The following is a 24537-nucleotide window of genomic DNA, read 5'->3' as shown; positions in this document are numbered from 1 at the left end:
TGGATTGCCGTTTTCCCGATGCGCATAGCACCGGGATGTATCAGAACCGTGTAATGACGCTGATGCCCTTGCCCTCGGCCTTATCAAGCGTCATCAGCGCCGGAACGGCGTCTTCCAGGCTGATCCTGCGGCCAATGAGCTTCTGCGGCGCGATCTTGCCGGCGGCGAGCATGTCGAGCATGGCATCGTAGCGCCAGGCCTGCATGCCGTGGCTGCCGTAGATCTCGAGTTCATGGCCGATGACCTGCGCCATCGGGATCTGCGGCGTCGCATAATCGCCGAGCATGAGGCCGACCTGCACATGCCGGCCGCGCCGGCGCAGGTTCTTGATGGAATTGAAGCAGGTCGTGGGATGGCCGAGCGCATCGATCGAGACATGGGCGCCACCCTTGGTGATCTCGCGCACCGCCTCCGCCACATCCGCGACCTCAGCCGCATTGATCGTCGCGACCGCGCCGCATTCGCGGGCAAAGGCGAGCTTTTCGTCGGAAATGTCGACGGCGATGGCATTGGCGCCGAGCGCGCTGGCGATCATGATCGCCGACAGCCCGACGCCGCCGCAGCCATGGACAGCGATCCATTCGCCGGGGCGCGTCTTGGCCTGATCGGCAACGGCACGGAAGGAGGTGGCGAAACGGCAGCCGAGGCTTGCCGCCGTCGCATCATCGACAGATTCTGGCAGGTGCACGAGATTGGTGTCGGCATAGTCGATTGCGACATATTCGGCAAAGGAACCCCAATGGGTGAAGCCTGGCTGGAATTGGCTGGGGCAGACCTGCTGGTTTCCGGAGTGACACTCGGCGCAGTGGCCACAGCCGGAGACAAAAGGAACGGTGACGCGATCGTCGACCTTGAAACGGACGACGCCGCGCCCGGTTGCCACGACCTTGCCGGCGAGCTCGTGGCCCGGCACGTGCGGCAGCTTGATATCTGGATCATGACCCATCCAGCCATGCCAGTCGCTGCGGCAAAGGCCGGTTGCGCCGACGGCGATGACCACGCCATCTTCACCGGGTGTCGGGTCGGGCAGGGTGCGGATTTCGGGTGTTGCCTCGAAGGCCTCGTAATACATCGCTTTCATGGGAGTTCTCCCTCTCTCCTGACGATCCCTATGGTTCATCACTTTTGCTGATGGACCCATTCGTCAAGTTGTTGTTTCGACGCATGAAAATTGCGTTATGAATGCGATATCAAGCGCTTTGTTGCAAATGGATTTTGCCGCGCAGTTTCTGCTTGACCCTTGGGTTGCACGGTTATTTGCTCTCCGCCACCCGGAGCATCCAGCAAAAGTACGAAGCCGTTTTGCGCCCGGAATTGCGAGAAAACAAAAAGGTAGAGCGGTTCAGAGATCCCGTGAGCTGAACTGTTTTAGGAGAGGAACCCCCCATGTCCGTCGATACGTCACCCCGCACCGCCACCTGGACCTATGTCGAAGGAGAATGGCTTTCCGGCAATCCGCCGCTGATCGGGCCGACCTCGCACGCCATGTGGCTCGGCTCGACCGTGTTCGATGGCGCCCGCTGGTTCGATGGCATCGCGCCCGATCTCGATCTCCATTGCCAGCGCATCAATCGCTCGGCCGTAGCCATGGGGCTGAAGCCGGTCAAGACCTCGCAGGAGATCGAAGCGCTCGCCTGGGAAGGCATCAAAAGATTCGACGGCAAGACGCCGATCTACATCAAGCCCATGTATTGGGGTGAGCACGGCTCGCCGGGCAGCGTCGTCGCCGTCGATGCGGAATCGACGCGCTTCGCCCTCTGCCTGTTCGAGGCGCCGCTCGGCGGCACCGGCGGCATCACGCTGACTGTCTCGCCCTTCCGCCGTCCGTCGCCGGAAACGGCGATGACCGACGCCAAGGCCGGCTCGCTCTATCCGAATAGCGGCCGCATGATCCTGGAGGCGAGGGGTCGCGGCTTCAACAATGCGCTGGTGCGCGACATGAACGGCAATGTCGTCGAAACGGCATCGTCCAACGTCTTCATGGTCAAGGATGGTATCGTCTATACGCCGGTTGCCAACCGCACCTTCCTTGCTGGCATCACCCGCGCCCGCGTCATCAGCCTGCTACGCCAGGAGGGCTTCGATGTGCGCGAGGAAACTCTGTCCGTCGAACAGTTCATGACGGCCGATGAGATCTTCACGACCGGCAACTATTCCAAGGTCGTCAGCGTCAACCGCCTGGACGACCGCGAATTTCAGGAGGGGCCGGTCGCCCGCAAGGCGCTGGAACTCTATATGGATTGGGCACACGGCCGTAGCGCCAGCGAGGAATAAACCCTTCTGGCAAGGAGAAGGGCATGCAGAAGAGTGCGGCCGTTCATGGCCGCACGGGTGTTCCTACACGACCTGCCGAAGCAAGGTAGGATCGCGGCGCGAAGAAAACGCCATCAGTCTCGAAAGCCTCAAGGTCTTCGGCGTGGAGCGCGTGGCGGACGCTCGGTCTTGCGCTGACGCGAGCCATGAATTCCTGTAACGCTGGCCTCCGTGCGATGTCGATCTTGATCCACGGCGACCAGTTCAAGCAGACGAAGAGATAGGCGTCGGCGACCGTGAAATCGTCACCGGTCAGATAGGGGCCGACGAGCTGGCTGTTTAGCCAATCAAGTCGCTTGCATACCAGTTCATGAATGCCGGCATGAGCACCTTCATAAGCGGCGTTGAAGAGCATCGCCATTGGCTTGTGAAGTTCGGCAGTGATGAAATTCAGATAGGATTGAACCTGGCTTCTGGCATAGGTTCCGGCCTCCGGCAGGAGGCGCGATCCCTCCGGTGAACACTCCGCGAGGAATTGCACAATGGCAGGACCTTCGGTCAGCACTCTCCCATCATCGAGCATCAATGCCGGCACGTAGCCATTCCCGTTGATGGCAAAGTAGTCCTCGCCCGAACTCGTCCGATGAGTCTTTCGATCAACTTCGACCAGTTCAACATCCAGCCCCAACTCCCGACAAACGATGTGCGGCGACAAAGAGCAAGCGGCGGCGTGCATGTAGAGTTTCATGGGTCTCTCTCCTTTTCGATGCAGGCGCGAGGTATGGCGTCGGCATCCATTGAATATTTGTACCATTTCGCATAAAATGCATCCGGTCAAGATTTTTGTGCGAAGTAGTATAAAATATGAAGAGCGAGAAGAAGCAGGGCCGTCCACGCGCTTTTGACGCGAAAGCTGTCATTGGGCAGGCACGGGAGGTTTTCTGGGACAGAGGATTCTCGGCGGCCTCATTGGATAATTTGAGCGCTGCGACGAAACTCAATCGGCCGAGCCTCTACGGAGCATTCGGGGACAAGGAGGACCTCTATCTTGACACCTTGGAAGGTTATCGCGAGGACAGTCTCGATATATTGTCTGAGGCGCTCAACCCGGCCCTCACGCTGCGGGAGAATCTCGCGCGCATCTATGCCGAGGCTCTGAAAATATACCTGCATGGCGAGACCGCGGCGCGTGGCTGCTTCCTGATCAGCACGGCCACGGCGGAGGCTATTCAGCATGATCGAGTACGGGAGGTATTGCGCCGCAGCTTGAATGAATTCGACGATGCGATCAAGGAACGCATGGAGCTTGCGGTTGAGCGGGGCGAGCTTCCGGCTGAAGCGGATGCTGCAACTCTCGCAAAGCTGGCATCCGCTGTCATGCATTCGCTTGCCGTTCGAGCGCGTGCAGGCGATAAGCGCGAAACGCTGGAGGCGATAGCGCGTTCTGGGGTCGATTTTATCTGCGGTCGGCCTTGACGCGAGGCATGGGGTCACTGCCTCGTAAGCTCAGCCTCGAAGGTGGCTCTCGTCACGCTGTACGAAGCAAAGGGCTCATCGTGATAGGTGGTCTGGCGCGGCTGCGACAGACCGAGCTTTTGCGCAACGCGGACGGACGCCGCATTTCCAGGGGCGATATCGGCAATCACGCGATCGAGTTCGAGTGTCTGGAAGGCATGGGCGAGAACCGGCCTTGCCGCCTCCGTCGCATAACCCTTGCCCCAGGCACGCCTGTTCAGCCGCCATCCGATCTCGATATCAGGCCCGACGGCGTCGGCGGGTATCAGCAATATCCAGCCGAGGAATTGCTTAGGCCTTTCTTTGGCGCGGATTGACCAATATCCGAGACCATCACCGAAACTCGCCTCGATCCGACCTTTCACGAAGGTTCGATGTGCCACGGCATCGTGCCACGGGCCGGGAATGAAGCGCGTTACCTCTGGGTCGCGATCCATGGCGATGCAATCGTCAAGATCGGCCATGACGCGAGGCAGAAGGATCAGTCTCTCGGTTTCGAAGCTTGGAAGCGCCATGGCGGATCTCCACAACTGTCAATCACGGGAGAATAGCAAAAGCACATTTGAGCTCAATCTGGCTCGGGCGGGATCGCGACGATCACGCGGCAATTCTGATCTTCAATGCCCGTGTTTGCAGGTAGCGGCTGAGTTATTCCGCTTCCTTCTTCGGGCTGACCCACCAGCAATAGGCAGCGCCGATCGCCAGCAGCACGCAGGTTCCGAGGAACACGGCGCGCATGCCGATATGGCCGCCGACGAAGCCGCCCAGGACTGGGCCTGCCACCTGGCCGACATATTGCGAGGAGATGGAGAGCCCGAGAATGCTGCCCGTCGCCGCATCGGGAACATTATGCCGGATAACGGCGGTGATGCAGGGCAGAAGGCCGCCGAGCGCCACGCCCATCAGGAAACGCAGGCCGATCAACTGCCAGGCCGAGCTCACGAAAGCCTGCGGTATCAGCAGCAGCGCCGCAACAGCAAGCGCCGCCATGATGACGCTCCAGTAGCCGATGCGGTCGGCGAGCTTGCCGAGCCAGGAGGACGACAGGATGCTGCCGAACGCAGCGGCCGCCATGACGACGCCGGAGACCATCGTCACTTTGACGTCTGTGACGAACTGCGCGACATAGACTGTGATGATCGGCTCGATCGACATATTGGCGAGCATCAGCAAGAGGCCGAGCGACAGCATGGCGACGACGGGGCGTTTGTCCGGAATGGAGGCCCAGCTGCCGCTGGCCTTCGCAGCCTTCTTCCGTGCCGTGGACTTCTCCTCCTTGATCAGGAAGGTCGTCGCCAGGAAGGTCAGGAAGATCACGCCGCCGGCCAGCAGGAAGGTGCCGCGAATGCCGATAACAGGCGGCAGCGCGCCTCCAATCAGCGGTCCGACGAGATTGCCGGCCATGATGCCGGCAGATAGCGTGCCCAGCGCCCATGCCGAGCGATGCTTCGGCGTTTGCGCTGCCACCAGCACCATCGAACCCGAGGCATAGCCGCCGGCAAGACCGGTGAAGAGGCGCAGCGCCACCAGCTGCCAGACATTGCCGGCCATGCCCATCAGCGAGATGGCGACTGTCATGCCGAGGCTGGCGCGGATCAGCATCAGCTTGCGGCCGTATATATCGCCCAGCCGTCCCCAGAGCGGCGCGACGAAGGCGGCGGCAAAGAAGGTGGCGCCATAGGCGATACCGGACCATTGCACGATCGCGGCTTTGTCGCTCACGCCGAGTTCCTCGACATAGAGCGGCAGGAAGGGGAGCAGCAGCGTCATCGCCACGATCGTCGTGAACGAGCCGACGAGGCAGATGATCAGGTTCCGCATCCAATGGGTGGTTTCCGGCTCGGCCGGTGCTGCTGCATCCCATCTCGTCTCGGTCATTTCTCGGCCTTTGCATTCAATGTGTAAAACAGTTCCTTGCTGCCCGATGCGAGGATATGGCCTTTCGCGGCGGCAAGCAGATCGGCGCGGGTGAAGAGATCCGGCAGGTTCAGTCGGTCGACATCGAGCGCATAGACGGTGACGTGATAGCTGTGAATGCGCGCGTCATTCCAGGGTGGGCAGGCGCCCATATAACCGCCATGCGGCCCATCCTTCAAATTGCCGCCGCCGGCACCATTCTGGCCGCGGCGTCCATAGGCCGTGCGTTCGAGCGGCAGGCCATTGGCTGAAGGACCGTTTCCGTCCGCGCCTTCGGCAAGGCTGGTGCGCGACGCAGGAATATCGGCCAGCACCCAGTGAACGAATTCCATCCGCTTGAAATCCTTCGGGATGGTCTTGTCCGCCTTGTTGAACAGCGAGAAATCGGTGGGCACGTCAGGGTCGACCATCGTCAACGCATAGGATCGCGTGCCCTTCGGCCCTTTCGACCAGGAAACGGCAAGGCTCTTGTTGGGGCCGGGTGCCGACTTGTCTGAAGATGTCGAAATGCAGGAGGCGTTTTCCGGCAGCAGCGTCCGGTCATTGCTCTTTGGAAACGCCACCTTGAGATCGGCCGATAGGGCCGGGGTGGCGACAACTGCTGCGATGACGGTGGCGTTCAGAAGGTTGAGCATGGTTTTCATGATGTTGCCCTTTCGCGGTTCGCTCCTGTGAGCTTCGAGGGCAGGGTCTAACAAATTCGTGCCGAGCGTCGGCGCACGCAAACGCTCAAAATGCTGTCGCAAACGCTCACGCGCTGCGAAGTCGATCGGCAAAGCGTCGGGGCGAGCGATAGCCTGTCGCAAGCGCGGCTTCCCGCAGCGATAGCCCGTCCTCGGCGAGAAGGGTCGTGGCCAGCGCCACGCGCTCGCTTACCAGCACCTCTCGCAGGGAGGCGCCCTCGCGCGACAGGCGGCGGCGCAGCGTGGCGTTGCTGGTGCCGAGCTCGGCGGCGATGAGATCGGCTGTCCAGGCTCGATCCGGCTGCCAGCGCACCAGCGCCCGCACCGCCTCGGCTGTGGTCTCCGGCGAACCGGGCAGGGCACCGCGCATGCCGAGCACCATAAGGATTTCGAGAAGCCTGTGCTCGATCAGCGGGATCGGCATATTGCCGCCGGCGATGCCTTCGCCGGCATGGTTGATCGCGGCAGCCAGCAGCGGATCGAGCGGCAAGTCTATCTGCGATACGGGCTGCGCAGGCGGAAAGGCTTTTGCTGCACGGCGTGTCAATTCCTCGGGGAAGGTGATGAAGATTGCCCGATAGAAGCCTGTCTGCGGATCGGGGTCGTTGACGACATCGCCGCTCCAGCCTGCCGGCAGCACGAGCACCGTACCGGCCGCAAAATGTCGCTGTCGTCCCATGCTGACGATTTCCTTGGAACCTTCGAGGATGGCGACGATTGAAACCTGTGAAAAGGCCGAGCCGGCAATGCGCTCGCGTTCGCGCGTGACGAAGGTGAAAAGTGTGGAATAGCTGCCGATGCCGGTCGGTTCGCCCGCCGGACGATTGTCCTTTGCCGCCAGGCGGCGCAGCTTTTCCAACATGGAGTGATGAGCCTCGGGCACTGCGATGGCTTTCTGCTGATTGGGAGTGCGGCAGAGTTTGGACCACACAGGCGGCAATGCCAAGTCTGCAAAGCGCCTTGTCGGTTCGCCCGACTGATATTATAAAACTGATTGCGTTACGCAATCAGTTAATGGTTGGCGGATCAAAAGCTGCGCTGATGCAAAGGAGGAAGCAGATTATGAACTCTCTCGAAAATGCCCGTTGCGATACGGTCAAACGGCTGTTTGCAGCCTATGTCGCTCAGCATCCCGATATCGTCGACCCGATGCTGACCCAGGATTTCACCTTTTCCAGCCCGCGCGACGATCACATCGACCGAAAACGCTATTTCGAGCACTGCTGGCCGAAGGAGAAGGTGTTCCGCGACATTCATATCGAACATCTGGTCGCGGATGGTGACGACGTGATCGTCGGCTATCGCGCCGAGAAGATGGATGGTGCCAGCTTTCGCAATGTGGAGCTCATCCGCTTTGCCGGCGACCGCATTGCTGAGGTCAACGTCTATTTCGGGCGCAACCTGTAACGCTTCAGCTATCCGTGGTCTTCGCCATTGCCGCGGCAAGTGCGGCCGCCGGACCGGTCATAGGTTTCGGGCAGTTTGCCGGAAGAAGATAAACAGCATCGGTCATCGAGGCTTGAGCGAAAGCGATCGTGACAGCGCCTTCGCCGCTGACCGCTTTCACCGCCTCGGCAATCGAGGTGAGATAGGCCCGGAGATCCCCCTCGCGGAAGTGCGCCCATGCACCCGGCACCAGCCGAACCTCGATTTCAGCACCCGTCGCCTTAGCCGCTGTTTCGAAAAGTGCGGTCGTCGGGGCGATGGTCGTTTCGACGGTGCACAACACGATAACCTTGCCGCCTGCCTTGACCGCTTGCTCGGCCAGCATCGCATCAGCCCGGATGATCGGTGCCTCGGCACCGGCAGCGACCTTCAATGCTGCCGGACCGAGTGTCGAGCAATTGAGCACGACGGCATCGGCATCCTCTGCCAGATGCCAGAGGAGGGCCGCCGTTTCGGCAGAGATCTCATCCGTCAGGCGCCCCACTTTTTCGGCGGCAAGTAGAAGATCCGCGCGGATGTGATGACGCAGCATCCCCTCAGGCAATCCAAGTGCCTTCGCCGCCGTTTCATAGACGGCGATGTTGCTTTCGGCTGTGTGCAAACAGGCGATCGTCACCGACATTCCTCATCACCGAATGAGATCCGCAAACCTAGCCTCGGCAACCTGCCTTGTCGACATTTCGGTGCAGCAGTTCGCCCCGTATTCGGGCATCATCATATACAGCAAGGTTCATTTCTAAGTCTATGCTATATCTAATTCAAAAATAGGGCAATTTTTACTCCCGAGTGCAACTTTTTTGGCATGTCGCCGGTTGCCCTTCCAGGCGACCGCTCCTATGTTCCGGTTCACCTGCCGACGCAATTTTTTGCCAAGAGGAGATATGACCATGGCTTTCGAATTGCCTGAACTTCCATATGATTACGACGCCCTTTCGCCCTTCATGTCGCGTGAAACCCTTGAGTATCACCACGACAAGCACCACAAGGCTTATGTCGACAACGGCAACAAGCTCGCCGCGGAAGCAGGTCTTGCCGATCTGTCGCTCGAGGAAATCGTGAAGAAGTCCTTCGGCACCAATGCAGGCCTCTTCAACAATGCAGCCCAGCACTACAACCACATCCATTTCTGGAAGTGGATGAAGAAGGGCGGCGGCGGCAACAAACTGCCGGGCAAGCTCGAAGCGGCTTTTGCCTCCGATCTCGGCGGCTACGACAAGTTCAAGGCCGATTTTGCGGCTGCCGGCGCCACTCAGTTCGGCTCGGGCTGGGCATGGGTTTCCGTCAAGAACGGCAAGCTCGAAATCTCCAAGACCCCGAACGGCGAAAATCCGCTCGTCCACGGCGCCGACCCGATCCTCGGCGTCGACGTCTGGGAACACTCCTACTACATCGATTACCGCAACCTGCGTCCGAAGTACCTCGAAGCCTTCATCGACAGCCTGATCAACTGGGACTACGTCCTGGAGCGCTACGAAGCCGCTACGAAGTAAGGTTCGCCGCATAGGCTGGCTTTCGCACCCGGCGTCTTCCTGGCGTCGGGTGTTTTCTTATGAGCAGCCTTGTTGATATATCTGTGTGCCGCATGACGGCTCAGGAGATCGCCACAGGAGGCTGAATGCCATCAGCGCCGCTTTTCCGCTTCGGTGTCATCGCCGATCCGCAATATGCCGATCTCGCGCCCAATCTCACCCTCAATCGCTATCCGGCGAAGAGCCTCGACAAGCTTCGGGATGCAATTGAGGAGTTCAATCGGCACGATCTCGCCTTCGTCGTCACGCTCGGTGACATCATCGATCGTGAATGGAAGAGCTTCGACGCCATTCTGCCCGTCTACGAAGCCTTGCGTCATCGCAAGCACTTTCTCCTCGGCAATCACGATTTCGCCGTGGCATCGGAACATCTCAGCACGGTGCCGGCACGCGTGGGCATGCCGTCCGCCTATTATGATTTCGGCCATTCCGGCTATCGCTTCATTGCTCTCGACGGCAATGAAATCAGCGTCTTTGCCCCGCCGGAAGGTGATCCTCGACGGCAGGAGGCAAAGGAAATGATGCGGGTGCTGGAGAGCACCGGCGCGCTCAATGGCCAGCGATGGAACGGAGCGATAGGCGACACACAATATGACTGGCTTGCTGCAAAGCTCAGGGAAGCAAAGGCGGCGGGCGAGAAGGTCATAGTCATGAACCACTATCCGATCTTCCCGGATAATGCCCATAACGCCCTGAACAGCGACCGCTTGCTGGCGCTTCTGGCGGAGCACGAGCATGTCGTCGCCTACCTCAATGGCCACAATCACGCCGGCAACTTCGGAGTGTCGGGTGGCACATACTTCGTCAACTTTAAGGGCATGGTCGATACCGAAGATACGAGCGCCTATGCGATCGTCGCCGTCTACAATGATCGGCTGGAGGTCATGGGCTTCGGACGCGAGGATAGCCGGGTGCTGGCGCTGTCAGGCGCTTGATGAATCCCTTGGATGATTTGACAGGGGGAACGATCCGCAACGTTGAAAGTTTAGGAACTGAGGCTGCTGTGAGGCGGAGCCGATGTTTCCGGTATTGCAAATTCTGACAATCATGGTCGTGGCAGTTGCCATGGCACTGGCGCTGGCACATCTGCTGGAGCTGCCGGGTAAAATGCGACTGTCGAAAGAAGACTATATGACGGTTCAGCGAATTTATTATCCCGGATTCACGATCGGCGGCGTTGCCGAGCCGATCGGCACTCTTTTGCTTCTGCTTCTCCTGTTCCTGACGCCAGCCAACATCATCGCGTTCTGGCTGTTTGCCGCGGCTTTTGCTGCCATGGCTGCCATGCATGCCGTCTTTTGGTTGCTGATACAGCCCGTAAACAATTTCTGGCTCAAGGATGCCGAGCTGAAAGGGTTGGGCACAGGCTTCTTTTCCTACGTTCCAGTCGGCGGTCATCGGATCGAGGCTGATGCCGAGGCGGACTGGACCATGCTGCGTGATCTCTGGGAATGGTCGCATGCCGCGCGAGCGGTCTTGGGATTACTGGCTTTTATTCTGTTGGTGACCGCGATTGCTCTTTAGCGGCGCGCAAAACCGAGAGTTGACCTGTTATTATTCCGCCGCCATCCGCATCTCGGTCACGTCCCTTTTCGGCGGCGTGCCGAACATGCGGGTATATTCGCGGCTGAACTGCGAGGCACTTTCGTAGCCGACGCGATAGGCAGCACTCTCCACATTGGCGTGGCCGGCGACCATCAGGCGGCGGGCTTCCAGCAGCCGCATCTGCTTCTGATATTGCAGCGGCGTCATCGAGGTCAGCGTCTTGAAATGCTGGTGGAAGGAAGAGGGGCTCATGCGTGCGACAGCGGCCAGCTGCTCGATGCGCACCGGCTCCGTGAAATTGTCGCGCAACAGGCGGATGGCGTCCGCAATGCGCCGCGTCTGGCCATCGGGCAGCACCAGCTTGCAGACCTCGCCGCCATTGGGGCCGGTGAGCAGCCAAAAGCAGATTTCCCGCATGATCGCCGGATAGAGCACTGGAATGGCGCTCGGGTGCGACAGCAGTCGGGTCAATCGTACCAGGCAATCGGCAAGCTCATTGCCGAGATTCTCGACGAAGATGCCAAGCTGCGCGCCGCCTGCTGGTTTCGGCGGCTTGTCGAGCTGTTCCATCACCTCACGCATCATGCCAACATCGAATTCCAGGGAGATGGCCATATAGGGTTTTTCGACACTCGCCTGGACCACTCTACCGGCTGCAGGCAGCTCGATGCTGATGATGAGCGCCTGCATCTCGGCATAATAGATCACTCTGTCATTCAGCATCAATTGCTTCGCGCCCTGCAGAATGACGCAGAGCGCCGGTCGGTAGATCATCGCATGCGGCATTTTCGGCTCGGTCGAGCGCATGATCAGCAGGCCATCGATGCCCGTGGGAAAGACGCCATTGTCGCCGCCGTCATTGGCTTCGATAAATTGTGTGATCGCATCTTTAAGGGCTGAGGACATTGGTGGTCTCCGGGGAAAGTGCCACTGCGGCATCATAGCAGCGGGGCAGCAGCGAACAAGGCAGTTGGAGGAATAGGCAAGAAATTCGCGAGTTCCGGCATTCAGGGAAATGGTTCCGCAGGCGTAGATTCCGGTCACCAAACATTCCCTGGAGAACGGCAATGACGACCGAAAATACCGATAAATCAAAGACAAAGATTGCGATCATCACCGGCGGCAGCCGCGGCCTCGGCCGCAATAGCGCCATTCATCTTGCCCAGCGCGGTGTCGATACAATCCTGACCTATAACGCAAATAAGGCAGAAGCCGATAGCGCCATTGCCGAGATCGAAGCGCTCGGTCAAAAGGCTGTAGCCTTACAGCTCGACACCGGCGACGTTGCATCCTTCGACGCTTTCGTTGCCGAAGTTGGCCGCGTGCTGCAGAAGGGCTGGGCGCGCGATCGTTTCGATTTCCTCGTCAACAATGCCGGCACGTCCTATCATGCCTCCATCGCTGAAACGACGGAAGCCGAGTTCGACAAGCTCTACAACATCCATCTCAAGGGCGTCTTCTTCCTGACGCAGAAGCTGCTGTCGCACATCAACGACGGCGGCCGTATCGTCAATATTTCCTCCGGCCTTGCTCGTGTCAGCTATCCGGGCTCGTCGGCCTATGCGGCGATGAAGGGTGCGGTCGAGGTACTGACGCGCTATTTTGCCAAGGAGCTCGGCCCGCGCGGCATCACGGTCAACACGGTGGCGCCGGGCGCGATCCAGACCGATTTCAGCGGCGGCATGGTCCGCGACAATCCCGAGGTCAACAGGATGGTCGCTTCCATGACAGCACTCGGCCGCGCAGGCCTGCCTGACGATATCGGCCCGATGATCGCCTCGCTGCTGTCGGACGACAATCGCTGGGTCAACGGGCAGCGCATCGAAGCCTCGGGTGGCATGGTCCTTTAATTCGCAATGTTAGATCTGTGGGATCTGCAGCACCTCAGCCGGCAGCGGTTGAGGTGTTTATCTGCCAGCCGTTCACCCAGATTTGCCTCAAACCATCACCTTCGCCCTTGAACCACAATCCCGTCGCCTCGCAGCCTTCGATCCGATCGCTACGGAAGTTGCGGATGGCCTGGCGCAATTCGCACCAGGCGACGATGTTGGCGGTCTCCGAATAATAGATGAGGGCGATCGGCCGGATGATGCGTTCCGTGGCGCGGCCGAGTTCGTCGCGATAGGCAAGATCCAGCTTTTCCTCGTCGCGAATGGCGCGGCGCACCAGCGAGAGATCGATCGCCGAGGCGGAAGGTGCGGCAAAGCCCCAGGCATGCAGCGCATTGGCATCGAGCGTCTGGCGCAGCGGCGGTGGCACGGCGCCGGCAATTTTCGCGGTGACGCGCTTGGCCGCCTGCTTCAGCTCGGCATCACCGGTGCGCTCCAAAAGCGCCAGCGACAGCACGATCGCTTCCATTTCCTCGATCGAAAACATCAGCGGCGGCAGGTCGAAGCCGGGCCGCAGGATATAGCCGATGCCTCGCTCGCCCTCGATCGGCACCCGCATCGCCTGAAGTGCCGCGATATCGCGATAGACCGAGCGGACCGTCACCTCCAGCCGGGCGGCGATATCGGCCCCTGTCACCGGCCGCTTGGCCAGCCGCAGGATCTGGATGATCTCGAACAGGCGCGATGCCTTGCGCATTTCTTGCCCCAAAGAAGAAGGCTACTGACAACACCCCGTCAGTTGGTTCATTTTATAAGACTGCCTATCGACTTGAAAATCAACCATTTCCTCTCCTGTCTCTCTGGAGAGGGCGATAGGCAACTGACATGGGTTACGCAGAAAATCTCTGGCTCTTCTTCATCCTTCTCTTAGGGATCATCATCGTGCCGGGCATGGACATGCTGTTCGTGCTTGCCAATTCGCTGACCGGCGGCAGCAATCGCGGTCTTGCCGCGACAGGCGGCATCATGCTCGGCGGTGCGGTGCACTCGCTGAACGGCGCCGTCGGCATCGGCCTGCTGATGCATTTCGTGCCCGTTCTCTTCAATCCGCTGCTGATCGCTGGCGGCGCCTATATGGCCTTCATCGGCTACACGCTGATGCGCAGCTCCATCACCGTGGGCAATGAAGGGCCGGTCGGCAGCCGCTCCGCCTGGAAAGCCTTCCGGCAGGGAGCGGTGACTTGCCTCATAAATCCCAAGGCCTATCTCTTCATCTTCGCCGTCTATCCGCAATTCCTAAAGCCGGATTACGGGCCGATGTGGATACAGGCCGTCATCATGGGAGCCATGACCATCGCAACGCAATTTGCCGTCTATGGCGGACTTGCCATCACTGCCGGGCGCAGCCGCGAGCTGCTGGTCGCCAATCCCAGAGCAACCGCCTTTGCGGGCCGCGCTGCAGGGCTGCTTTTGGTCGCGGTATCGGCATTTACCGTCTGGGAGGGCCTGAAACTGGCGTGAGGGTTGCCGCCGCGAATGTGTATGTCGATGGCATGACACTGATTTCACTCAGCTCTCACCACTTTGTGACTTCATTGCCGGAAAGGAAACCGGCAAACATGTCGCCGTAATCATGCGCCGGGCCGCATGCGCGGTCTTGAACACCCGAGAGGTAGGAGAACGAAATGAAGTGGAAAGCGATTGTGATGGCGACGGCTTTGGCCGGCATCGCACTAGGTTCGGTCGTCGCAGCCGACGGCACGCATGACTCCCGCATCGGGATGATGAAGAAGATCGGCGGCGCCACCGGAGCTCTCGGCGCGATCGCCAAGGGGGACAAGCCCTATGACGCCGATATCGTCAAGGCGTCGCTGACGACGATCGCCGAAACGGCCAAGGCCTTCCCGGATCAGTTCAACCCGCAGAGCGACAAGACCGATCCCGAGGTCAATCCGAAGATCTGGGACAATCTCGATGACTTCAAGGCGCATGCCGCCAAGCTTTCGACCGATGCCGAGACAGCGCTCGCCCAACTCCCTGCCGATAAGGCTGCCGTTGGCGCGACGCTGAAGACCCTCGGCGCCAGCTGTGGCGCCTGTCATCAGGCCTATCGCATCAAGAAGGATTAAGCGGTAGGTCTAGAAATCGATCTTGGCATCCGCACCGGTTCTGCCGGTGCGGAGCCTTTTGGTTTTAGAGCTAAGGCTTGGGGTGCGTGATGGCGCGGTTTATTCGATGGTTGCTTTGCCTTTTCGGCGTGATCATCCTCGGCGGCGGCGCATTTTACGTCATCACCGCGCCATCGCCTTTGCCAGCGAGCCATTGGGCCAATCTCGGTGATCCTGACGTCAAGAACGGTCAGATGGTTTTCTGGGCAGGCGGCTGCACGAGCTGTCATGCGGCTCCGGGCGCGCAGGGTGATGCCAAGCTGGTGCTTTCAGGCGGTCTCGCGCTGACGAGCCCCTTCGGTACTTTCCATGTGCCGAATATCTCGCCGGATGAGAAAGCCGGGCTCGGCAGCTGGACGCTTGCCGATTTCGGCAACGCCATGAAGCGCGGCGTCGGTAAAAACGGCGAGCACCTCTACCCGTCCTTTCCCTACGGCTCCTATACCCGCATGAGCGACAAGGACATCAACGATCTCTGGGCCTTCCTGAAGACGCTGCCGAAGAGCGACAATGTCGCTCCGCCGCATGAGCTGCCCTTTCCCTTCAACATCCGGCTGGCGCTGGGCGGCTGGAAGTTCCTCTATCTCAACGACCAGCCGCGTATCGTGCTCGCCAGTGCCGACGAGAAGGTCAAGCGCGGGCAATATCTCGTCGAAGGGCCAGGCCATTGCGGCGAATGCCACACGCCGCGCGATAGCCTCGGCGGCTTTGTGAGCGGCCAATGGCTGGCGGGTGCGCCCAATCCGGAAGGCAAGGGCCAGATCCCCGATATCAGGCCCGGCTCGAAGGCCATCGGCAGCTGGAGCGCCGGCGACATCGCCAACTACCTTGAAACCGGCTTCACCCCGGACTACGACTCCGCCGGTGGCTCGATGGCCGAAGTCCAGCAGAACATCGCCCATCTGCCGGCAACCGACCGCGAGGCGATCGCGGCCTACCTGAAGGCACTGCCGGCGAAATAGGCCTGGTGTTCAGGTCGCGCCCGAGCGCTTGGCGAGATAGAGATGGGTTTCATAATGCAATTCGAATACGCCGCCATGCGCGTTGATGGCATCGGCAAGTTCGAAAAGCAGCGCTTCTCTCCGATCCTCGCTCAAAAGCCGGTAGCTTGAAAGCGTGCGCAAAAGATCAGTATAGCTCTGCGCCGTGTGCGACCGGCTCCAGGAATAAGAGTGGTGCACCGGAGCTTCGAAGTGGTCGGACTGCGGCAGCTCCCGAGCAAAAGGGCCATCAGGCAGATACCATGCCTCCACGGGCGGGCCGGCAAGCTGCGGGACATGGCGGGCGTAGATCCCCACGAACTTGTCGGATAGTGGCGGTTCCGGCTTCATCGGCACATTGCCGAAGACGGCGAGTGTTCCTTCCGGCGCGAGAAGGGCGGCCGTCGCAGCGAAGCGCAGTTCCGGCGAAACCCAATGGAAGGATTGTGCCGCGAATATCAGCCTGAAGCTCTCCGGCTTACCCGGCCATGCTTCGAAGGTGGTTTGCTCGAATCGCACTCGCGGAAATTCCGCCAATCTTTCCTGCGCAACTGCAATCAGTTCCGCGCCGGGATCAAGCGCGCGAATGGAGAGGCCGTGGCGGGCAAAGCCCTCTGTCGCCTGTCCGGTGCCGCAGCCGATTTCGAGGACCTGATCCTTGGCTTCCAGCCCGGCAAAATCGATGACATCGGCAAAAAGCGCATCGGGATAGAGCGGGCGGGAAGTATTGTAGAGGCTGGCGACGCCGTCAAATGTGAACCGTTGTTCCAAGGCGCACCTCCAGTTGCAGATCGAAGTCGACGGCCATTTTTCTAGCGCATTTCCGGTCAAGCTTGTAGCCACGGGATTCGGCAACGGGAGAGGGTGGTCGTGGACGCAAGGGTGGCGCGGAAGGTTCCTTATTTCACCCAATGGGAAACGCCTGACATGACGTTGGCGGTCGTCGCCGAGGGCGCGCAATCGGCCTTGCTGAAGGACCCGCTCTGGGCGTCATCCGGCGCAAGCACCGTCGAGGATTATGCCCGCTGGGCCGGCAATCTTTGCGGTATGGCATGCTTGAAAATGGTGCTCGCGGCCCGCACCGGCAAAATCATCCCGATCATGGATCTGGCCATGGGTTGCAGGGAGTATGGCGGCTATGTCGAGGAGGTGGATGGCAGGATCAAGGGGCTGATCTACGCGCCGTTCGTTCCCTTCGTGCGGGATCGCTTCAATCTGGCTGCCCGGGTGGTTACCGGGATTTCCGTTGCTGATATCGCCGATATCCTCATGCAGTCGGAGTTTTTCATCGCGTCGGTGCATCATTCGATTCGCTGGCCAGAGACCGAGCCACCGGCCAAGGGCGGCCATCTCGTGCTGGTGACGGCCGTCGACGGAAATAGCATCCGCTTCCACAATCCCTCCGGCCACGTCGATGCGACGCGCGAGAACGCGGAGATGCCGCTGGAGGTGTTCGAGAGGTTCTTTGCAGGCCGCGGGATCGCCATCGATCACTGAAGCATTTCCAAATACGCATCGGTTTTTCGTCCGGAATGCGCAAAACCAGAAACACTCTAAAAATCAATATCGGATGGCGATCCTCTTAAAGGCCGGCATCAGGCGAGAGCCTGCAGGTAACGCATGCCGGTGACCGGCCGCGGCTTGAAATCCATGTTTTCGTAGAAGCGGTGGGCCTGGAAATTGCCTGTTGCGGCGCCGACCGAAAGGTAGCTGCAGCCGGCCTTGCGGGCGATATCGCGGGCGCGGTCGACGAGATGCTGCCCAACGCCATGGCCGCGATGGCCGTCGCGCACGAAGAGATGATGCAGGTCCATGCCGCGCTGGCCTTCCTGCGCCTTGTAGAGCGGCACGAGGATGGCGTAGCCGATCAGCCCTTGCTCGCCTTCGGCGACAAGCGCCGTGATCCAGGGCACGGGGCCGAAGAGATCGCGCTCAAGCTGCTCCGGCGTCGTGCCGGAGGGATCGCCGTGGTGGGCGGCCAGCAGCCGGATCATGTCATTGAGCTCAGGCAGGTCACGCGGCTGCGCGTTGCGGATGGTGAGAACCGGCGGGCGGAGAAGTGAGATGTCGCTATCGTCTAGCATGGCATTTTGCGTCCTTGTTTTTCAATGAGCCGTCAGGACGCTGCCGATACAACAAAGCCGCCTGACGGCGGCTTGTTGACAATATGATCTGTCTTGGCCGCCCGTTACAGGTACAGCCAAAAATACGAGCAGTTGTGGAGCGCGTGCGTGATCATGGGCGCATCAATGATCCGGTTCAGCGCGTTTGTCAATGGGGCCTCAATGCTCGTGTTCGCACAGGCCGTGGTCGGAGAGTGCACGGATCACATAGCAGTCTTCGATGCTGTGGCCATCGCAGTGCGAGACGATGCGCTCCAGTTCGTGCTCCAGCTTCTTCAGCCGCGCAATCTTGGTGCGAACGTCATCCAGATGTTCCTTGGCGATACGGTCGGCGCCGACGCAGGGGCGGTCCGGATGCTGGCTGAGCGAAATCAGCTCCTTGATGGCATCGATCGTCAGTCCGAGGTCGCGGCCATGACGGATAAAGGCGAGACGCTCGAGATCGGCTTTGGAGTAACGCCGCTGATTGCCTTCGCTGCGCTCGGGCTCCGATATCAGGCCCATCTGCTCATAATAACGGATTGTCGGCACTTTCACGCCCGTCCGCTTGGATAGATCGCCGATGGTTAGCATTCAGAGTCCCCAATACCTCTAGTCTCTAGAGCAACATATGAGGCCCGTTCATGGAAATTGCAAGGCTAGGTAGCTGTACAGGTGGATGGGATACTCTGCTGGTCACCTCATCGTCCGATCGTCGCGACTAAGTATGGCTTCCCATTCATCGTCACAAATAGTATACCCCCCTATATTATAATCGAGGCCACGATGTCCCATACCATTCGTCAGCAAGCCAAGCTCCTCTCACGCGTCCGCCGTCTCAAAGGACAGATGGAAGCGGTGGAGCGGGCGCTCGAGGCCGAGCGCCCCTGCGGGGAAATCTTGCAGCTGCTGGCCTCCATTCGCGGTGCCCTGACGGGGCTGACCGGGGAGGTTCTTGAAGACCATCTGCAGGAGCACGTGCTGCATGCCGAAAGTGAAGAGGGCCGCCGGCAGGCGGTCGATGAGATTGCCGACGTGCTGAAGACCTATCTGCGGTGACGATTCGAGCGTTCAAAGAGAGACTAATGTCATGAGTATTTCTTCCGAAATGGGCCACAGCCACGTTTTTCTGGGCTCCGATCATCAGCGCAACGAGCGTCGCATCTGGGCCGTCATCGCGCTGACCGCCGTCATGATGGTGGTCGAGATCGGCGCGGGCACAATCTATGGCTCGATGGCACTGCTCGCCGACGGCTGGCATATGTCGACCCATGTCAGCGCCATGCTGATCTCGGCGCTCGCCTATCTCTATGCGCGCCGGCATGCGCACAATGCGCGCTTCACCTTCGGCACCGGTAAGTTCGGCGATCTCGCGGGCTTTGCCAGCGCCATCGTGCTGGCGCTGATCGCGCTCATCATGGGCTGGGAGAGCATTCTGAGATTGCTCGATCCGGTGGCAATCAATTTCCGCGAAGCAATTGCTATTGCGGTAGTTGGTCTTCTCGTCAATCTCGCCAGCGCCTGGTTGCTGCGCGACGACCATAGCCATCACCACCACGGCCACGCCGGCCACGGGCACAGCCATGGCCATGCCCACGATCATGACCATCATCATGAGCACGGCGACGATCATCACCACCACGACCATGACCAAAAAGGTGGCAGGGACAACAATCTGCGCTCGGTCTATGTCCATGTCATTGCCGACGCGATGACCTCGGTTCTCGCCATTGTTGCCCTGCTGCTCGGCAGCCGTTTCGGCTGGACCTTCCTCGATCCGGTCATGGGCATCGTCGGCGGCCTGGTCATCCTGCAATGGGCATGGAGCCTGCTGCGCGCTTCCGGCGCCGTTCTCCTCGATTTCATTCCGCAAGGCGAGGATCTGCCCGAGGAGATCCGCGAAGCGATCGAGACGGAGGAGGATCGCATCACGGATCTGCACGTATGGCAGGTCGGCCCGGGGCATCATGCCGCCATCGTCGCGGTCGCAACGCCCGTCTTGCGCGATCCGTCTTTCTACAAGGCGCGGCTTGCCGAGATCCACGAGCTCTCGCACGTGACGGTCGAAGTTACCGTCGACAAGGCGGCATAGAATCCGTTAGCAATCGGTCAGGTCAGAGGCTTGCCACATTCCTCGCATAGCCCAAGACCTGCCGATTCCGCTGGAGGCCTCTCATATGCCCACATTGCTCACGCGCCGCCGCCTCATGGCTGGCTCGGCGCTGCTTCTTCCCGTCCTGACGCTCCGCCCCGATAGGCTTTTCGCTGAGGATAGCGGCACGCCGGCGCAGACGCCTCCCGCAACGGACAATCCGGCAACGCCCGACGCCGGCGGCCAGAGCCCGCAAGACGACAGCGCAGCGCAGGACAATTCGCAACTGTCCGACGATGTCGACAAGCAGCTGGCCGATCTGGAACAGAAGACCGGTGGTCGTCTCGGCGTCTCCGTGCTTGACACCGAAACCAATATTTCCCTCGGCCATCGTGAGGAGGAGCATTTTCCCCTGTGCAGCACCTATAAGGCGCTTGCCGTTGGCTTTGTGCTGGCGCGCGTCGATCAGGGCACGGAAAAGCTCGACCGGCGCGTCACCTATGGCAAGGACAAGGTCGTCACCTATTCGCCGGAAACAGAAAAGCATGCCGACGGCGATGGCATGACCATTGCCGAGCTCTGCGCAGCCGCAATCACGCTGAGCGATAATACGGCCGGCAATCTTCTGCTCGAAAGCTTCGGCGGCCCTGCCGCGTTGACCTCATGGCTGCGCACCACGGGCGATACCGAGACCCGCCTCGACCGCAACGAGCCCGATGTCAATCAGGCCGTCAAGGACGACCCGCGCGATACGACGACGCCGGACGCGATGCTGGATTCGATCGGCCTTCTGACCCTCGGCAATACGCTGTCGGAAACATCGAGGGATCAGCTGGTCAACTGGCTGGTCGCCAACACGACGGGCAACAATCGCCTGCGGGCCGGTCTGCCGAAGGAGTGGAAAGTTGGCGATAAGACCGGTACAGGCAATAACGGTTCCTATGCGGATATCGCTGTTATCTGGCCGCCGGATCGGGGTGCGATCCTGGTCACGACATTTGTTGCCGAGGCGACCGCACCTGCAAAGGATGTGGAGGCAGTGTTTGCCGAGATCAGCAAGATCGTCGTCGATATGGTAGGGCAATAGCGAGATATCGATAATAAAAACAAGATGATACGGGCGAGATGTGAATCAGCTCCGTATCGTCTTCAAGTGGTTTGGCAATTGACTCAGACGAGCGCCAGTGCCGAGGCCGCACCGTCCGTTTCCTGATCGCTATCACCATCAGCATTGCCGGCGCCGAGCTTCTGTTTGATCTCATCGGCAATCTGGTCGTTGATCGCCTTCTGTTGGTCGGCCGGCAAGGACTTGAAAGAATCTTCCGTCAGGCCATGCGCTTCCAGATATTGTGCGCGGATCTTTTGCGCCGGCGTCATATTTGCCCATTTGGCAAACTCGTCGAGAATATCCTGATCGGATTGGCCGCTTGACGATGCCGAGCTGCTGGAAGCACTCGCGCCAGACTGATCGTCAGCGGAGGCCGATGTCGAAGACGAGGAATCACCGAACTGGCTGAGCCAGAGGCCGGACGAAATGGAGGAGGGGACGCCGCTGGAGGCAATGGAAGGCCCCTGCGTATCGTCCTGGTCGCCGCCACCGTCGCCCGGCAGCGAGAAGGGCGTGCTGTCGTCGCTGTCGCCGCTCTGCTGGCTGCGGATCGGCGCACTGAAATAGTTTTGGGTGCTGCTGTGCACTTTCATCATCATGTCTCCCAACAGGTTGTGGGGACGATGACTCTGCAAGCCTGTCTGGGGCTTGTGCGCTCAAGCGTCCTCAGGTGCCGCAAAAGGTCTGAAGCACCCGTTCTGTCGGCAATGGTGGTTCTGCATAGGGCGCAAAGCCTGGCTGATCCTCGTATGGGGTGGCGAGCACCTTCAGCAATGCTTCGAATAGAGAAAAGTCGTCGTCCTCCACAGCAGCCTCGATGGCCTGCTCGATCCGGTGATTGCGGGGAATGAAGGCGGGATTGACCTTGCGCATCGCCGCCGCACGCGCTGCCGGCGTCTGCGGATCGCGAGCAAGCCGCTCGCGCCAGCTTTCGAGCCAAGATGCCGCTAATTGCGGCTCGTTGAACGTAGCGGCGAAATCGGCCACATCTCCGTCTGCCGCGAGTGCGGCAAGCCGGCGGAAGGCGAGGGTGAAATCCGCGCCCTGCTGCTGCATCGTCGCCAAAAGCGACTGGATCAGCTCGAGATCGCCGTCCTCCTCGTTTGCAAGACCGATCTTGGCGCGCATGCCGGCAAGCCAATAGGCCTGAAAGCGTTCGCCATAGGCTTTGATGACCGTGTTCGCCAAATCGATCGCCGCATCGACGGAGGGGGCGATCAGCGGAATCAAAGTCTCGCCGAGGCGCGCGAGATTCCATTGGCCGATCGCCGGCTGGTTGGCATAGGCATAGCGGCCATTGCGGTCGATGGACGAGAAGACAGTCGCCGGATCATAGGCATCCATGAAGGCGCAGGGACCGAAATCGATCGTCTCGCCTGATACGGTCATATTGTCGGTGTTCATCACGCCGTGGATGAAGCCGACATGCAGCCAGCGCGCGATCAATGAAGCTTGCCGGTCGGCCACGGCTTCGAGCAGTGCGAGATAAGGGTTCTTGCGGTCTCGGATCTCGGGATAGTGCCGGGCAATGACATAATCCGCCAGGGTCCGCACGCTTTCCGTATCGCCCCGCGCCGCAAAGAACTGGAAGGTGCCGACGCGAATATGGCTTGCCGCCACGCGGGTAAACACTGCACCCGGCAGCACCTCCTCGCGATAGACAGGTTCTCCGGTGATCACGGCCGCAAGTGCCCGCGTCGTCGGAATGCCGAGCGCGTGCATCGCCTCGCTGACGATATATTCGCGCAGAACCGGGCCGAGTGCGGCGCGCCCGTCGCCGCGGCGGGAAAACGGCGTAGGCCCCGACCCCTTGAGCTGAATGTCCCGGGGCCTGCCGTTGCGATCCTTCACCTCGCCGAGGAGGATCGCGCGTCCATCGCCAAGCTGCGGCACGAAATTGCCGAACTGATGACCGGCATAAGCCATGGCGATCGGCTGCGATCCCGACAGCAGCTCGTTGCCCGAAAAGATTGCAGCCGCATTTTGTTTCAACGCTTCGGCATCCAGCCCGAGTTCTCGCGCCAGCACCTCGTTGAACTTGATCAGCTGTGGCGCGGCAACCGGGGTCGGCGCCTGATCCGTGAAAAACTGCGGCGGCAGGCGCGCGTAGCTGTTGTCGAAGGCGACCGTCGGCGCCCGAAGGGCGGTATCATCGTGAAGAGGAGAGCTCATGTTCCTAAGGTAGGGGCGACAGTTAGGCAGCGCAAGGCGCTTGCTCCAGGTAGGAAATCATCCTACTTTATCCTACCGTATAAGAGGATTTTGCGATGAACGAGAAACTGAGCATTTCGCTCCCCAGTGAAATGGTAGCTGCGATCAAGGCGCGCGTCGATGCGGGGAGCTATGCCTCTACGAGTGAGGTGTTACGCGCGGCGGTCCGAGTCTGGCTAAGGGAAGAAGAGGAATATCAGCAGCGGATCGCAGCGATCAGACAAAAGGTTGCCGCATCTTTGGATGACCCTCGGCCAAACTTGAGCGGACACGACGTAAAACAGCGCCTTGATGCTTTTTTTGACAAGCGTCGGTAGACATAGAGCGATATGCGGTCGAGTACCGCCCGGAGGCCGTGGAAAATCTGCTTGACGTCGCAGCTTACGTGTTCGAGCTAAGTCAGAATATCAGAACAGCGGAGGGATATATTGGTCGTATCTACGCGCGCTGTGAAAAGATCGGTGATGCACCGTTCGGAGGCGTTGCTCGAGACGACCTAGGTACCGGCATTCGCATGGCGGTTTTCGAAAAGAGCGTCGTCATCCTTTACACCATTGTCGAAAATACAGTCTGGATCACCAATGTCTTCTTTGGAAGCAGAGACTATGAGACCCTGTTGGCGCGTCCCTAGTCTTCCTCCAGCTCCCGCGCCATCTCCGCAAGCTTGCGCACCGTATTGAGATTTCTCGATGTTCCCGCCTTCAGCGCCGGCAGCTTGAGCTTCGAGCGTCCCGAGCCATCGGGATAATGCACGTAGATCTCCCTGCCGGCGATATGCACTTCCTCGCCGCCGGGTGCGACGAGTTTCTCCAGCGCATCCTCCGGTGCCGCTTCCTGCAGGAAGGTGACCAGCAGATAGTTCGGCTTGGCGTGCGGAAAGGGCGAATGTTCCGCGACCCTTTCGAGAGCTTCGCGGCTGCGCAGGATTACGCCGGGAGACTTGCCCATCTTCGTAGCCAGCGCCTTTTCAAGTTGAGCCAGCACCGTTGCCTCATCCGCTTCGGCGCGGAAAACCACATTGCCGCTCTGGATGTAAGTGCGCACATCCTTGAAGCCGATCTCTTCGCACAGTGCCTTGAGATCGGCCATGGACAGCATGCCGGTGCCACCGACATTGACGGCACGCAGCAGGGCAACAAAAACGGTCATGGCTTCCTCT

The 24537-nt window shown here is 60.0% G+C and carries 31 protein-coding genes; 16 read left to right on the top strand and 15 right to left on the bottom strand.

Annotated elements, in window-relative coordinates:
* Positions 1–40: 40 nt before the first annotated feature.
* A complete protein-coding gene (locus GDN47_RS13465) occupies positions 41–1081 on the bottom strand; it encodes a zinc-dependent alcohol dehydrogenase family protein (protein ID WP_152093550.1) in 1041 nt (346 codons plus the stop codon).
* A 305-nt stretch (positions 1082–1386) separates the two neighbouring features.
* On the opposite strand from GDN47_RS13465, the gene GDN47_RS13460 reads away from it, so the two are divergent.
* The gene (locus GDN47_RS13460; RefSeq protein WP_113330753.1) at positions 1387–2274 is read left to right on the top strand and encodes a branched-chain amino acid aminotransferase; all 888 of its coding nucleotides are present in this window, start codon (positions 1387–1389) and stop codon (positions 2272–2274) included.
* Positions 2275–2317: 43 nt separating this feature from the next.
* On the opposite strand, the gene GDN47_RS13455 is transcribed toward GDN47_RS13460, so the two are convergent.
* Positions 2318–3001: a glutathione S-transferase N-terminal domain-containing protein gene (locus GDN47_RS13455; protein WP_113353990.1), complete on the bottom strand. Its 684-nt coding sequence runs from the start codon at positions 2999–3001 to the stop codon at positions 2318–2320.
* 116 nt (positions 3002–3117) lie between these two features.
* Between GDN47_RS13455 and GDN47_RS13450 the strand changes: the two genes are divergently transcribed.
* The gene (locus GDN47_RS13450; protein ID WP_113353991.1) at positions 3118–3729 is read left to right on the top strand and encodes a TetR/AcrR family transcriptional regulator; all 612 of its coding nucleotides are present in this window, start codon (positions 3118–3120) and stop codon (positions 3727–3729) included.
* A gap of 14 nt (positions 3730–3743) precedes the next feature.
* Here GDN47_RS13450 and GDN47_RS13445 read toward each other — a convergent pair whose 3' ends face one another.
* The 4 genes from GDN47_RS13445 to GDN47_RS13430 form a co-directional block, all read right to left on the bottom strand.
* Positions 3744–4283 carry a GNAT family N-acetyltransferase gene (locus GDN47_RS13445; protein WP_113353992.1) on the bottom strand — a complete coding sequence of 180 codons (540 nt, stop codon included), beginning with the start codon at positions 4281–4283 and terminating at the stop codon, positions 3744–3746.
* A 133-nt stretch (positions 4284–4416) separates the two neighbouring features.
* The gene (locus tag GDN47_RS13440; protein ID WP_152093549.1) at positions 4417–5646 is read right to left on the bottom strand and encodes an MFS transporter; all 1230 of its coding nucleotides are present in this window, start codon (positions 5644–5646) and stop codon (positions 4417–4419) included.
* Positions 5643–6329 (bottom strand): YbhB/YbcL family Raf kinase inhibitor-like protein, encoded by a 687-nt coding sequence (locus tag GDN47_RS13435; protein WP_152093548.1) that lies wholly within the window; start codon positions 6327–6329, stop codon positions 5643–5645. The genes GDN47_RS13440 and GDN47_RS13435 overlap by 4 nt, the downstream gene beginning before the upstream one ends.
* Positions 6330–6435: 106 nt before the next feature.
* Positions 6436–7251 (bottom strand): helix-turn-helix domain-containing protein, encoded by an 816-nt coding sequence (locus GDN47_RS13430; RefSeq protein WP_152093871.1) that lies wholly within the window; start codon positions 7249–7251, stop codon positions 6436–6438.
* A 179-nt stretch (positions 7252–7430) separates the two neighbouring features.
* Between GDN47_RS13430 and GDN47_RS13425 the strand changes: the two genes are divergently transcribed.
* Positions 7431–7775, top strand: coding sequence for a nuclear transport factor 2 family protein (locus tag GDN47_RS13425; protein ID WP_113390341.1), 345 nt, complete (start codon positions 7431–7433; stop codon positions 7773–7775).
* A gap of 4 nt (positions 7776–7779) precedes the next feature.
* On the opposite strand, the gene GDN47_RS13420 is transcribed toward GDN47_RS13425, so the two are convergent.
* Entirely contained in the window at positions 7780–8436 is a 657-nt protein-coding gene (locus GDN47_RS13420) for an aspartate/glutamate racemase family protein (RefSeq protein WP_233789916.1), read from the bottom strand.
* A 265-nt stretch (positions 8437–8701) separates the two neighbouring features.
* Here GDN47_RS13420 and GDN47_RS13415 point away from each other — a divergent pair, with 265 nt between their 5' ends.
* The 3 genes from GDN47_RS13415 (at position 8702) to GDN47_RS13405 (ending at position 10867) form a co-directional block, all read left to right on the top strand.
* Complete coding sequence (locus GDN47_RS13415; RefSeq protein WP_015339177.1) at positions 8702–9304, top strand: superoxide dismutase; 603 nt, start codon at positions 8702–8704, stop codon at positions 9302–9304.
* 125 nt (positions 9305–9429) lie between these two features.
* On the top strand, positions 9430–10278 hold the full coding sequence (locus GDN47_RS13410; RefSeq protein ID WP_152093547.1) for a metallophosphoesterase: 849 nt from the start codon (positions 9430–9432) through the stop codon (positions 10276–10278).
* 82 nt (positions 10279–10360) lie between these two features.
* Complete coding sequence (locus GDN47_RS13405) at positions 10361–10867, top strand: anthrone oxygenase family protein (RefSeq protein WP_152093546.1); 507 nt, start codon at positions 10361–10363, stop codon at positions 10865–10867.
* Between the two features lie 30 nt (positions 10868–10897).
* Here GDN47_RS13405 and GDN47_RS13400 read toward each other — a convergent pair whose 3' ends face one another.
* Entirely contained in the window at positions 10898–11794 is an 897-nt protein-coding gene (locus tag GDN47_RS13400; RefSeq protein WP_152093545.1) for an AraC family transcriptional regulator, read from the bottom strand.
* A gap of 161 nt (positions 11795–11955) precedes the next feature.
* Between GDN47_RS13400 and GDN47_RS13395 the strand changes: the two genes are divergently transcribed.
* Entirely contained in the window at positions 11956–12738 is a 783-nt protein-coding gene (locus GDN47_RS13395; RefSeq protein WP_152093544.1) for an SDR family NAD(P)-dependent oxidoreductase, read from the top strand.
* Between the two features lie 34 nt (positions 12739–12772).
* On the opposite strand, the gene GDN47_RS13390 is transcribed toward GDN47_RS13395, so the two are convergent.
* Positions 12773–13474: a helix-turn-helix transcriptional regulator gene (locus tag GDN47_RS13390; protein WP_113330765.1), complete on the bottom strand. Its 702-nt coding sequence runs from the start codon at positions 13472–13474 to the stop codon at positions 12773–12775.
* A gap of 128 nt (positions 13475–13602) precedes the next feature.
* Here GDN47_RS13390 and GDN47_RS13385 point away from each other — a divergent pair, with 128 nt between their 5' ends.
* From GDN47_RS13385 to GDN47_RS13375, 3 genes are all read left to right on the top strand, one after another.
* Positions 13603–14238 carry a LysE family translocator gene (locus tag GDN47_RS13385; RefSeq protein ID WP_113330766.1) on the top strand — a complete coding sequence of 212 codons (636 nt, stop codon included), beginning with the start codon at positions 13603–13605 and terminating at the stop codon, positions 14236–14238.
* A gap of 164 nt (positions 14239–14402) precedes the next feature.
* Positions 14403–14846 (top strand): c-type cytochrome, encoded by a 444-nt coding sequence (locus tag GDN47_RS13380; RefSeq protein WP_113330767.1) that lies wholly within the window; start codon positions 14403–14405, stop codon positions 14844–14846.
* 86 nt (positions 14847–14932) lie between these two features.
* Positions 14933–15847: a cytochrome c gene (locus GDN47_RS13375; protein ID WP_113330768.1), complete on the top strand. Its 915-nt coding sequence runs from the start codon at positions 14933–14935 to the stop codon at positions 15845–15847.
* A gap of 9 nt (positions 15848–15856) precedes the next feature.
* Here the strand turns inward: GDN47_RS13375 and GDN47_RS13370 are convergent, their stop codons facing one another.
* Entirely contained in the window at positions 15857–16636 is a 780-nt protein-coding gene (locus GDN47_RS13370) for a class I SAM-dependent methyltransferase (RefSeq protein ID WP_113330769.1), read from the bottom strand.
* A gap of 156 nt (positions 16637–16792) precedes the next feature.
* On the opposite strand from GDN47_RS13370, the gene GDN47_RS13365 reads away from it, so the two are divergent.
* Positions 16793–17362, top strand: a complete 570-nt coding sequence (locus GDN47_RS13365) for a cysteine peptidase family C39 domain-containing protein (RefSeq protein WP_233789954.1) — start codon at positions 16793–16795, stop codon at positions 17360–17362.
* A 98-nt stretch (positions 17363–17460) separates the two neighbouring features.
* Here GDN47_RS13365 and GDN47_RS13360 read toward each other — a convergent pair whose 3' ends face one another.
* Together GDN47_RS13360 and GDN47_RS13355 are read right to left on the bottom strand one after the other, a co-directional pair.
* On the bottom strand, positions 17461–17949 hold the full coding sequence (locus tag GDN47_RS13360; RefSeq protein WP_069616046.1) for a GNAT family N-acetyltransferase: 489 nt from the start codon (positions 17947–17949) through the stop codon (positions 17461–17463).
* A 198-nt stretch (positions 17950–18147) separates the two neighbouring features.
* Complete coding sequence (locus tag GDN47_RS13355) at positions 18148–18561, bottom strand: MerR family transcriptional regulator (protein ID WP_015339186.1); 414 nt, start codon at positions 18559–18561, stop codon at positions 18148–18150.
* A gap of 192 nt (positions 18562–18753) precedes the next feature.
* Here GDN47_RS13355 and dmeR point away from each other — a divergent pair, with 192 nt between their 5' ends.
* The 3 genes from dmeR (at position 18754) to bla (ending at position 21146) form a co-directional block, all read left to right on the top strand.
* Complete coding sequence (dmeR, locus tag GDN47_RS13350) at positions 18754–19026, top strand: Ni(II)/Co(II)-sensing transcriptional repressor DmeR (protein ID WP_113330773.1); 273 nt, start codon at positions 18754–18756, stop codon at positions 19024–19026.
* 31 nt (positions 19027–19057) lie between these two features.
* Positions 19058–20059 carry a CDF family Co(II)/Ni(II) efflux transporter DmeF gene (gene dmeF, locus GDN47_RS13345; protein ID WP_113330774.1) on the top strand — a complete coding sequence of 334 codons (1002 nt, stop codon included), beginning with the start codon at positions 19058–19060 and terminating at the stop codon, positions 20057–20059.
* Positions 20060–20144: 85 nt separating this feature from the next.
* Positions 20145–21146, top strand: coding sequence for a class A beta-lactamase (gene bla, locus GDN47_RS13340; protein ID WP_152093542.1), 1002 nt, complete (start codon positions 20145–20147; stop codon positions 21144–21146).
* 83 nt (positions 21147–21229) lie between these two features.
* Here the strand turns inward: bla and GDN47_RS13335 are convergent, their stop codons facing one another.
* Positions 21230–21763, bottom strand: a complete 534-nt coding sequence (locus GDN47_RS13335) for a hypothetical protein (RefSeq protein ID WP_233789914.1) — start codon at positions 21761–21763, stop codon at positions 21230–21232.
* A 70-nt stretch (positions 21764–21833) separates the two neighbouring features.
* Positions 21834–23339, bottom strand: a complete 1506-nt coding sequence (locus GDN47_RS13330) for a protein adenylyltransferase SelO (protein ID WP_152093541.1) — start codon at positions 23337–23339, stop codon at positions 21834–21836.
* Positions 23340–23434: 95 nt separating this feature from the next.
* On the opposite strand from GDN47_RS13330, the gene GDN47_RS13325 reads away from it, so the two are divergent.
* Together GDN47_RS13325 and GDN47_RS13320 are read left to right on the top strand one after the other, a co-directional pair.
* Positions 23435–23695, top strand: a complete 261-nt coding sequence (locus GDN47_RS13325) for a type II toxin-antitoxin system ParD family antitoxin (protein WP_095434277.1) — start codon at positions 23435–23437, stop codon at positions 23693–23695.
* Between the two features lie 2 nt (positions 23696–23697).
* Positions 23698–24009 (top strand): type II toxin-antitoxin system RelE/ParE family toxin, encoded by a 312-nt coding sequence (locus tag GDN47_RS13320; protein ID WP_113330778.1) that lies wholly within the window; start codon positions 23698–23700, stop codon positions 24007–24009.
* Here GDN47_RS13320 and GDN47_RS13315 read toward each other — a convergent pair.
* On the bottom strand, positions 24006–24527 hold the full coding sequence (locus GDN47_RS13315) for a DUF1697 domain-containing protein (RefSeq protein ID WP_152093540.1): 522 nt from the start codon (positions 24525–24527) through the stop codon (positions 24006–24008). The two genes, GDN47_RS13320 and GDN47_RS13315, sit on opposite strands and share 4 nt — an antisense overlap.
* Between the last annotated feature and the right edge of the window lie 10 nt (positions 24528–24537).

Origin of the sequence: Martinezella dioscoreae, from assembly GCF_009176305.1 — a bacterium.
Classification (GTDB): domain Bacteria; phylum Pseudomonadota; class Alphaproteobacteria; order Rhizobiales; family Rhizobiaceae; genus Rhizobium; species Rhizobium dioscoreae.
Note: the sequence above shows the minus strand (reverse complement) of the source record. Positions and strands in the feature narration are given on the sequence as shown.